This window comes from Paenibacillus sp. Y301, from assembly GCF_059445505.1.
On the sequence record NZ_JCAIUL010000019.1, the window covers coordinates 61,129 to 68,073 of the forward strand.

General features: G+C 39.1%; 5 protein-coding genes. 2 read left to right on the forward strand and 3 right to left on the reverse strand.

All coding sequences use genetic code 11. From position 1 onward, the window contains the following. Positions 1–195: 195 nt before the first annotated feature. Complete coding sequence (locus AC1D69_RS22615; RefSeq protein ID WP_495458390.1) at positions 196–1,131, reverse strand: stalk domain-containing protein; 936 nt, start codon at positions 1,129–1,131, stop codon at positions 196–198. A gap of 294 nt (positions 1,132–1,425) precedes the next feature. Here AC1D69_RS22615 and AC1D69_RS22620 point away from each other — a divergent pair, with 294 nt between their 5' ends. Then, entirely contained in the window at positions 1,426–2,175 is a 750-nt protein-coding gene (locus AC1D69_RS22620) for an SDR family NAD(P)-dependent oxidoreductase (protein WP_495458391.1), read from the forward strand. Positions 2,176–2,303: 128 nt separating this feature from the next. On the opposite strand, the gene AC1D69_RS22625 is transcribed toward AC1D69_RS22620, so the two are convergent. After that, positions 2,304–4,007, reverse strand: coding sequence for an ABC transporter substrate-binding protein (locus tag AC1D69_RS22625; RefSeq protein WP_495458392.1), 1,704 nt, complete (start codon positions 4,005–4,007; stop codon positions 2,304–2,306). A 185-nt stretch (positions 4,008–4,192) separates the two neighbouring features. On the opposite strand from AC1D69_RS22625, the gene AC1D69_RS22630 reads away from it, so the two are divergent. After that, positions 4,193–5,053, forward strand: coding sequence for a helix-turn-helix domain-containing protein (locus tag AC1D69_RS22630; protein ID WP_495458393.1), 861 nt, complete (start codon positions 4,193–4,195; stop codon positions 5,051–5,053). A gap of 86 nt (positions 5,054–5,139) precedes the next feature. Here AC1D69_RS22630 and AC1D69_RS22635 read toward each other — a convergent pair whose 3' ends face one another. Continuing rightward, positions 5,140–6,654: a glycoside hydrolase family 43 protein gene (locus AC1D69_RS22635; RefSeq protein WP_495458394.1), complete on the reverse strand. Its 1,515-nt coding sequence runs from the start codon at positions 6,652–6,654 to the stop codon at positions 5,140–5,142. Between the last annotated feature and the right edge of the window lie 291 nt (positions 6,655–6,945).

The window sequence follows — 6,945 nt, forward strand, 5'->3', positions numbered from 1 at the left end:
TACTAAAAAGCTGTTATTATCACCAATCCCACTCGCATGAAATGGTTTACCTTCTTCTATTCCCCATATGTACCTCCATCATATCCATAGAGGACGAATCTCTTTAACATCACCTGGAATTGTATTTATTTCGTTAATATGTAATCCACTCATGAGGCTACCAAATAGAATCAAACCCAATAGTACCTGTTTAAGTTACTTATTAATCTTAAACGTCGTTTTTATAGTATTTATGTGGTTCCACATAGAAGCGTATTCTGCCTTCAACTTCTCATCATTTACACTATAATTCACATCTGATGGAGTGCTTAATAAGAAGACGTTATCGTCCTTTTCTCCAATCTTAGATATTTGAATATTCTGTTTAGCTAATAACCCGTCTGTATTCCATTTATCTTTAGTCCATATATGGATAGTAAATAATACTCCCACTTCTTCTTTATTTGCTATGTCAATAAAATTAATAATATTTGTACCTTCAACTACCTCATAATTCCCTTCCCAACTTGTAGGGAGTTTAAGAGTGAAATTGTATTTCTTATTTTCGTAAAGCATGGTTGGAGCTTCAGGAATAATACGATTATTTACAGCCCCGATATGAAGGTTGACTGTCGAATACGTTCTGAAATCCCCTGAACCCTCAGCAACAAAGGTTTCGGATTCGACTCCAAACTCATTTCCTTTTATGGAAACCTCCCCAACTTTTTCACTTGTATCATTGTAAAAAGATAATTTTGCTCCAACTATATTTTTCGAATTCCCTACACCTTCCATTTTTAATTGACCCGTAACTTTTGTGTTATTACCCACTTTAGTCAATATTAAATTACCAACAGATATTCCTTTATAGTCTGGATCCGTTAAGTCTAAGTTTCTATTTTTGACAATAATCTTTTGTGAATCCGAATCATAGTCGATGGTTCCGCCCATACTTTCAGCTATAAGGCGAATGGGTACATAAGCATGCCCATCTACATTCAGAACTTTGTATTCATTATTCAATGCAATATTACTACCATTAATTTCAAAGCTTGCTGGAAATAATAACGCTTGAATAGAATCCGAAGCAAAAGCAATCGATGAACCGGCAAAAAGTAAACCGCAACTTAGTCCCAATATAAATTTCTTCAAAACAACACCTCTTTTTCATTATTTATATCTACAGACGTTAAGTGTTTCAATAATATGTAATCCACTCATAAGGATACCAATTAAGTGAATATAAGGAGCACGTATATTATCAACCAAATAATAACACGTAGTTATTTTAAACCTCTGCATTAATAGTTATCTTACTAAATTTTAATGGAATAATACACCATTTTTATTTTTTTGGTTAATGCCTAATTTTATTTTCACTTTACAAAGTCATATAATTTAATAGTAAGAACTTAAATTATACTTCAATACAAAGGAGTCTTATAAATGAATAAAGTTGCGATTATTACTGGTGCTGGTAGTGGCTTGGGACAAGCAACAGCAGTACGTTTAGCTAAAGAAGGTGTTGACATCGTTGTAGTAGATGTTAGCGAAAAAGGCGGAAATGAAACAGTAGAAATGGTGAAGAAAATAGGAGTTGATTCTATTTTCATCAAAGCTGATGTTTCCAAATCTGATGAAGTCAAAAATTATGTTGAACGAACTGTTGAACGCTTTGGGAAAATTGATTATTTCTTTAACAATGCTGGAATTTCTGGAAGTGGGGCATACTTCTTGGATTCTTCTATTGAAGAAATCAATCAAATTGTTGGAATCAACTTATTAGGTTCATTATATGGTATTCGTTATGTTGCGGAAGTCATGTTAAAGAATGGAGGAGGTTCAATTGTTAATACTTCTTCAAGTGCTGGTGTAATTGGACAAGATTCCGTTGTGACTTATTCTACTACAAAACATGGTATTGTTGGTTTAACCAAAAGTTTAGTAGCTGAATATGGTAAGGATGGTTTACGTGTCAATGCCATTGCTCCAGGCCCTACTGAAACCCCAATGGTTAAAGCCTTTTATGAAGCGAATCCAGACATGAAGGCCAATGCAACTAGCGGTATTCCTCAAAAACGATTAGGTACATCAGAAGAAGTAGCTGAACTGGTTACATTCTTATTAACTTCAAAAGCACAATATATTAATGGCGAAGTTATTCGTATTGATGGTGGATTTACAAACACGAAATAGTATCTGTATGAATTGAAAGAATGCTCAGAGCTTTTGCTCTGAGCTTCTTCTCTTACTGGATCAAATATAAGCCGACTTAAATATTTTTATCAGTTGTCGGAACTCTTACATACTAATCTATTTTGTTATTACTTAACTTCCTTACCGGTGAAGAGCAATACTCTGGCTTTGACCAATTCGGAATATTCACTTTCCATTTTTTCTGCTCCAGCTTTGTTTAACTCATCAATGAAATCATCATATATTTTATCGAAATCAGCTGCTTTTGCCATAATAGCTTCAGGAATCCGTTTGCGGACAATATCTTGTGTTTTCTGATAAATGACTGGATAGTCGCCCTCGGTTGGTGACTGCATATTGTATAATGCGCCCCACTCTTTGACAGGGAATTCTTCTGCACCAGGAAACAGATCTTTCCATGTTGTCGCGTTATAAGCTTTTAAGGTTTCCTTCTCCGCACTAGAGTAACTAGCGACAATTTGTTCTGGGAAGTTGGTTGTATAATAATTATCTGTGGAATCTTTAACGCCATCCCCATATTGGACTCCAAAAATGGAATATAGACCAATACCCGTTTGCTTCGTGAAACTAGACGCATCATTTACTTTTTGGTTAAGTATGTCGTCAGGTATAATACGCTTTCCATTCTCAACTTTATATTGTTTGTCTTGCATTCCCCATGATCTCAGTACTTGACCCTCTTCAGAGGATAACCAGTCGATGAACTTGATCGCGCGGACCGGATCTTTACAAGCTGTTGTAATACTAATACCATACGCATCAACACCCACGGATTGTAATGAGTGATCTTTATACTGTTCATTTAATGTCACTGGGAAGTGCCCATAAGTGTACTCGTCTTTGCCTTCAGATTTCAAAGCATTCTCAGCGTCTTGGTATTCCCACTCCACAGAGGTGAGACCCAGTACGCGTCCACTAGCGATTTTCGCTTTATACTGATCTTCTTTTTGAACAAAAGATTCTTTGTCAAGCAGACCCGTGTTAAACATATGATTTAACCAGCGGAAGTAATCTTTTTCTTCGGGACGTTTGTAGTGAAGTATCGCTTCATAAGTTTCGGGATCCACATGATATTCGCCATCATTTGTTCCACCTGTTGTGATATCTCCTTGATTGGTTACCGTAATCATAATCTTCCAGTCATCGGCGTTCACTATAAGTGGGATGGTCGGCTGTCCGTCCGTTGTCGGATGTTTAGTCACATACTCTTTGAGTACGCTTTCAAAATCTTCTACCGTTTTAATCTCTGGATAACCCAGTTCTTTTAATACCCGGAGCTGGACCTGAAAACCGTTCGTTACATCAAATGCCTGCTGGTCTACACCACCGTTGGTTGGAATGGAGTAGATTGCTGGGTCCTCATTGCTGTATTTCATACGATTCATGTTACTATTCATAACTTTTTTAATATTGGGAGCGTACTTATCGATCAGGTCTGTCAGATCAATAACCGCTCCGGCATCAACTAGTTTGTTGAGTTCGCCCTTGGCGTATACGATATCTGGGTATTGACCGCTGGCTGCCATCAAAGCGATTTTGGTTTGTCCTCCCCCGCTACCTACATCAAATTCTGCATCAAGTGTAACCCCGGTTTTGGCGGTAATTTCTTTACCAACATCATCTTGCATCTTATTCCAGTTGGGACTTGCGTCAGCGCCAAAGAAGGAAAACGTAATTGGACTTGTATCGTCTGCGTTGTTACCCGATTTGGTACTAGCGGAATCGTTACCCGAACTGCTACAACCTGCCGTAATTAGCAGTGCACTAGTCAGAGCCAGTATTCCAATTTTTTTGGATAAGATTGTAATCATCTCATCTTTCCCCCTTATTTTTATCAATTATGACTTTCGTACTGGTCTGTGAAGGGCATCCTAACCATTTGATGTTACCCTGTTACCTTTTTTATTTTATCTATTAATTTGGCGGATAACCTTGATTTTTAGGTCATCAAATAGCATGATATAGACATTAAAAATTATTTATAGGTGGGAATCGATTGAGTAATGTATATATGAACTGGTTTACGAGGGATGAGCATTTCCCCTTTTTCATTCAGTATGGAGGGCATGAGGAAGAAATCTCACTTCATAATCATGTGGATTTCTCAGAGTTGGTCATCGTACTGAATGGACATGCTACCCATGTCGTCAACACGCAAGAGTCATTTATTAAAAAAGGAAATGTGTTTGTCATTAACAGCGGGACTTCACACGCCTATAAGGCCCCGTATGACTTCAAAATATGCAATATTATGTTTAAACCTGAAATGCTCAATTCAGCCGGATCTGATCTGCGAACGTTGAATGGTTTTCAAGCCCTATTTATTTTGGAACCGTTTTACCGAAATATTAATTCATATAAAAGTAAACTTAACATATCGATTGTTAGCTTGGAGTACGTCTCCTCTCTTATTTCGATCATGATTAAGGAATACGAAGAGAAACTTCACGGCTATAAAACCATGCTCGCTTCCCGATTCATGGAACTTGTTGTGTATTTATCAAGACAATATGACCATCAGGAAAAGGGAATCGATGCCAGTCTAATGCACCTAGCCAATGCGATTTCTTACATTGAGGATCACTATCTTGAGCAAGTTTCTCTAGAAGAAATTGCGACCAAATCAGATATTTCAGTTAGACACTTAAATCGATTATTCCGAGCTTATTATCTGACTACGCCGATCGCTTACCTGCAACGTCTTCGCTTAGAACGAGCATGCACATTGTTACAACAAACGAATCTTTCAATTACAGAAATCTCATATCAGAGCGGATTTAACGACAGCAACTACCTCACGCGCCAATTCAAAAAAACGTACGGCATGTCTCCTAAATCTTTTAGAAATAGAGAATAAATGTTGATTAGTCCCCCCTTTTTCAAAAAAAATAGCAGCTGGCTCTATTGAGCCGCTGCCTAACCACTAGATTCTTATTTCTTTCCTCATCCCTTCAACGGCTCATAATCGAACCAATCAAAACACGCAGGAGCAGATTGTCCCGTTTCAGAGGTCGCATACATAGCAACAAATACTCCAGTAAAGCCCCCTGCCATTTCTGTGCTAAGAAAATGCGTTTCCCCCCAACCTATTTCAATTGGTTCGATATCTGGTGTGCGGATTGAAGCTATAAACTTATCTCGGAGTGCTTGAATTTGAAGCACAATAGGCCCCTCTGGACATTCATGCATTTCTTCTACTTTCAAGGAACCAACAGTTCTTCGAAAGACGATCATTTTGTGTCCTTCTACTGACCTTACAGCAAGATCATAATGATGTTTTTCGTTCATATAAACGGTTAATCCCGCTTCGTCCCCATCATGATGCGGTTCAAATTCTATCATCGCTTCTATCTTACAAGTGAAGTGACACAGACGTCTGCCCACAAAAGAAGGAGAACCGATTTCATTCAAAGAAGTCTGTTGTCCATGCAGTACTAGATATCCCGGTTGGTCCTGTAATGACCAGCTTTCCTTCACTGGATTTCGTAAAAAGGTCCAATCTAAGCCAAGACTTGAACTGTCAAAGTCGTCTCTGATCGACTTCTCAGGCCACTGGACCTCGGGTAGATTCGGAGACTCCATGACTGTTTCGATATGCGTGTCATTGCCGATTACCGGCCAACCATCCGATGTCCAGCTTACTGGTGCAAGATATACCTCCCGCCCCAAATGATGAGCCATCGGATAAGAGGCCGGTCGTATTCCCAGGCAAACAGCCCACCAGCTGCCGTCCTGAGTCTCGATCAAATCTGCATGACCAGTTGCATGAATGCTACTTTCCATACTTCTATTCGAGAGGATAGGATTATTTGAATTCGCTTCATAGGGCCCAAATGGGTGACTGCTTCTAGCGATTGTCTCCATATGTCCATATTCAGTCCCACCTTCAGCGACCATTAAATAATAATAACCATTTATTTTGTACACATGAGGGGCTTCTGGATAAGCTCCACCACTGCCTTTCCATAACAGTCGGCTCTCTGTCAGCATAGTTCCGGTTTCAATATCGATTTCACATTGATAAATGCCATCCCCCTGATCGCCGGTAGTGGAAGACTGAAAGTATACGCGGCCGTCATCATCAAATGTAAGCGATGGGTCAATTCCTTTCTGAGCTACAAGTATCGGATTGGACCACGCATCAGCTGGATTCTTCGTTTTGACGTAGAAATTCCCGACGCCACTCACGTTGGTTGTCACCATATAGAACCATTCATTATGATAACGAATAGTTGGAGCAAAGATTCCTCCGGAACTCCATGAATTAGCTAAAGGTAGCTGCTCCTCTGTCGTGAGACAATGTCCGATCTGACGCCAGTTCACAAGATCCTTACTATGAAAAATAGGTACTCCAGGGAAATATTCAAATGTGCTCGTAACCAAATAGTAATCATCGCCGACGCGACAAATACTTGGATCTGGATGAAAGCCCGGTATTACGGGATTTGTGTACTGCATTTTACCGCACTCCTGTCTATTATTGCATTAGATAATTACATGCTTCATCAATGTTAAGGGCACCGCTAATGGAACGCAGGCCAGCTTTTAAATCCACATTCATTATAATTTATATCCAAGAGATTAAACCTTCATTTTCAAGTCGTATCTCTAGCATTATCTAGACATGAATACTCCCGCCACTTACCAACGCTGTCGCTTTGGCTGAAGTGGGGGTTTCTGATGTATCATCCAACTTAATTCAGGATGCTTAACACCAGTGGAGTTGACACGTTGATGGTCTGGTTACCA